Genomic DNA, 3,227 nt, shown 5'->3' on the forward strand with positions numbered 1-3,227 from the left:
ACGTAAGGGTCGAGGATCTGGATCGGTTCGGCGGCGAAGGCGGGGAGAGCTGCGGCGATCAGGGCCGCGCTCATCAGGTATTTGCGGATCATTTGCGTCTCCTGTGGGTGTGTTCGTCTGAAAGCTTGGGATCAGACGGGCACGGGCGGTCCGCGGGCGCGCGGCACCACGACGGCCTGCGCCTGCGCGGTCTCGGGTTCGACCGTCTCGACGCTGCGCCCCTCGCCCTTCGGCGGTGTCGGCAGAGCCGGCGCGAGCGCGACGGCGGCCATCATCGCCAGAACCATGTCGGGGCAGATATGGGCGGGGCCGGTCGGGTTGCCCTCGGCATCGACGCTGACCGTGGTCACGCCATAGCCGGTGCAGAGCACAACCTCGCCCGCGACGCGCGCCTGACCGCGTGCGACCGCCATCGTCATGCTGGTCATGGCCAGCATGAGCGCCGCGGCGATCCCGATTGGCAGCTTGAAGCGCGTCCTCCACATGGCGCTCACACTAGCGTGACGACACGGGGAGGGAAATACGGCAGATAAAGCCGCATAAGCAAAAACCCCGCGCCGAGGCGCGGGGTTTTCGTAACTGTGGATCCGGAAAGGATCAGGCGGCTGCCTGAGCTTTCGCGATCGCTTTCTTGATCTTCAGAGCATTCACCGACAGCTCTGCATCCTTCGCCTTGGCGAGGAACGCGTCGAGACCGCCGCGATGGTCAACCGAGCGCAGGCCGGCTGCGGAAACGCGCAGCTTGAAGCTCTGGCCCAGGGTGTCCGAGATCAGGGAGACATCGTTCAGGTTCGGCAGGAAGCGACGACGCGACTTGTTGTTCGCGTGGCTCACTTTGTTGCCCGTCGTGGGGCCCTTGCCGGTCAGTTCGCAAACGCGCGACATGGCATTCTTCCTTCGTTTCTTACCTGGCCGAAGTTACGCGAATCGCGCGCCCGGCCCCAACATGAGAAGGCGCCGCATGGCAGCGCCCGAAAATCTGTTGGCGCGGAATACGGGCAATGGCGTCTCGCGTCAAGTCGCCCAAGCCGTTTTTATGCCCCTCACGCATCGCTTAAGGGGCGGTTTTACCAGCCACGCTGGGCTAGGTGGCGCAAACCCTGGGTCACATCGGTGCGCACGGCCAATCGAAGCGCCGGTTCGTCGCCCGCCCGCAGAGCCGAGAGAATCATTCGGTGGTGGCGCGGCGGCTCGTTGCGCTGCAGCTTGGTGTAGACCGCGCGCATCGTCGGCCCCAGCTGCAGCCAGACGGTTTCGATCACCGCGAGCATCGCGGGCGCCTGCGCGCGCAGATAAAGCGTGCGGTGGAATTCGAGGTTGGTGCGGATGTAGCCCACCGCATCCTGTTTCGCGACAGCCTCGGCATTGGCGACGTTGATCGCGCCGAGACGGTCGATCAGCGCGAGGTGGGCGCGCGGTAGGGCGCGGGCCGACAGCTCCGGTTCGATCAATGCGCGCAGCGCCGCCAACTCCTCGATCCGCTCGTTCGACAGTTCCGGCGTGGCGACGCGGCCCGAACTCGACAGCGTCAGCGCCCCTTCCGCCACCAGCCGCCGCAACGCCTCGCGCGCGGGGGTCATGGAGACGCCGTATTGCTTGCCCAAGCCGCGCAGCGTCAACGCGGTGCCCGGCAGCAACTCCCCCACCATGATCTGCTGACGCAAGGCGCGGTAAAGCCGATCATGGGCGGCGGTCTCGATGGGGCGTGTGGAAATCGTGGTCATGCGCTTTTTGTGATCACGTTAGCAGCGGGGGTCAATCTCGAAACCGGATCGCATGCAGCGCAGAGCCTTCGCGCTTGAGCCAGGCGCGCTCTGACTTGAAGCTCGGACGCAGGGCTTCGACGACGCGCCAGAAGGCGGGCGAGTGATTCATCTCCTCGAGATGCGCGACCTCATGGGCCGCGACATAATCGAGCACTTCCGGCGGCGCCATGATCAGCCGCCAGCTATAGGAAAGCGCCCCGGTGGAGCTGCACGAGCCCCAGCGCGAGCGCGTATCGCGAATCGTGATCTTGGCGAAGTCGCGCCCGATCTCGGAGGCATAGCGCGCGCTGGCCGCGTGGAGCCGCATCCGGGCCGCGTGTTTGAAAAAGGTCTCGACCCGCACGCCCAGCCGCGCCGGGTCTTCGGGCACCAAGAGCCGCGCGCCGTCGATCTTCGGGCTGCGCAATCGTGCGGGCTCCAATGTCAGCATCTGCCCCTCGAAGGGGATACCTTGCCCGAATCGTACCGCCTGCGCGGGCGGAATCGCCCCGAGGGTCTTGCGCAGCCATTCGGTCTGCGAGCGCGCGAAGGCCAAAGCCTCGCGCTCGGACGCACCCCGCGGGATCGTGAGCGCCACCCGGCCGTCCACTCGCGACACCCGCAGAGAGAACCTGCGCGCACGCCCGGAGCGGCGCAGAACCAACTCCACCTCAGGCAGTTCGGGAATGGGGGGCGTGCGGGACAGAAGCTTTCTCCGAAAGGTTCGACAGCGAGAGGTGGCCCGGGGGTCGCAGCCCGGCCAGAAAACGCACGAAAAGGCTTTGACACCCTGCCCGGCATGTGGCAGGTGGCTGCGACTCTGCTGGATTAAGTGCGCAGGAGAATTCCATGCCGAAAGAGGAATGGGGCGTCAAGCGTCTGTGCCCGCATTGCGCGAGCCGCTTTTACGACCTGAATAACGACCCGATGACCTGCCCGGTCTGCAACAACACCTTTACCCTCGAGGCTCTGACCTCGGGCAGCGGTCGTACGCTTACGACCGACAAGACGTCGTCTCAGAAAGACGATGACGTCAGTCTCGGAGATGACGATCTCGACACCGATGACGGTGACGTGGATCTCGACGACGATCTGCTCGACGACGACGACGATGACGACAATGTCTCGCTCGATGACATCGCGGATGTCAGCACCGAGGATAAGGAAGACAACTGATCGGCTGGGCCGCTCTGGACCATTGATCAAGGCGCGACGGGAAACCGTGGCGCCTTTTTCTTTGGTGCCGCGCCCTGCCCGGGCACGCAGCCTCGCGCACCGTTTCCGGGTGCGGATGAAGACTGACGTTCGGGAAGGTAAGAGTGACGAAATTTTCGCGCGGTTCGGGGCGAAATTCCTCTTGCGCCGCCGCGGCGCTTTGCCTATACGCCTCCCCACACAGCGGGGCTACCCGCTGGACCTCCGGTGGGGCCATAGCTCAGTTGGGAGAGCGCTTGAATGGCATTCAAGAGGTCAGGGGTTCGA

Annotated in this window: 5 protein-coding genes; 1 reads left to right on the forward strand and 4 read right to left on the reverse strand. The window is 65.0% G+C overall.

Annotation, left to right across the window (positions count from 1 at the left end):
* Window positions 1-131: 131 nt before the first annotated feature.
* The 4 genes from B3D39_RS01535 to B3D39_RS01550 form a co-directional block, all read right to left on the reverse strand.
* On the reverse strand, window positions 132-437 hold the full coding sequence (locus tag B3D39_RS01535; protein ID WP_286789314.1) for a hypothetical protein: 306 nt from the start codon (window positions 435-437) through the stop codon (window positions 132-134).
* Window positions 438-597: 160 nt separating this feature from the next.
* Entirely contained in the window at window positions 598-885 is a 288-nt protein-coding gene (gene rpmB, locus B3D39_RS01540) for a 50S ribosomal protein L28 (RefSeq protein WP_078519735.1), read from the reverse strand.
* Window positions 886-1,067: 182 nt separating this feature from the next.
* Complete coding sequence (locus B3D39_RS01545) at window positions 1,068-1,724, reverse strand: GntR family transcriptional regulator (RefSeq protein ID WP_078519736.1); 657 nt, start codon at window positions 1,722-1,724, stop codon at window positions 1,068-1,070.
* A 31-nt stretch (window positions 1,725-1,755) separates the two neighbouring features.
* Window positions 1,756-2,451 carry a M48 family metallopeptidase gene (locus B3D39_RS01550; RefSeq protein ID WP_274962761.1) on the reverse strand — a complete coding sequence of 232 codons (696 nt, stop codon included), beginning with the start codon at window positions 2,449-2,451 and terminating at the stop codon, window positions 1,756-1,758.
* Between the two features lie 143 nt (window positions 2,452-2,594).
* Here B3D39_RS01550 and B3D39_RS01555 point away from each other — a divergent pair, with 143 nt between their 5' ends.
* Window positions 2,595-2,921: a TIGR02300 family protein gene (locus B3D39_RS01555; protein ID WP_078519738.1), complete on the forward strand. Its 327-nt coding sequence runs from the start codon at window positions 2,595-2,597 to the stop codon at window positions 2,919-2,921.
* Window positions 2,922-3,227: the final 306 nt, after the last annotated feature.

It is taken from the genome of Thioclava sp. UBA3469 (assembly GCF_002378135.1).
In the GTDB taxonomy this organism is placed as follows: Bacteria; Pseudomonadota; Alphaproteobacteria; order Rhodobacterales; family Rhodobacteraceae; genus Thioclava; species Thioclava sediminum.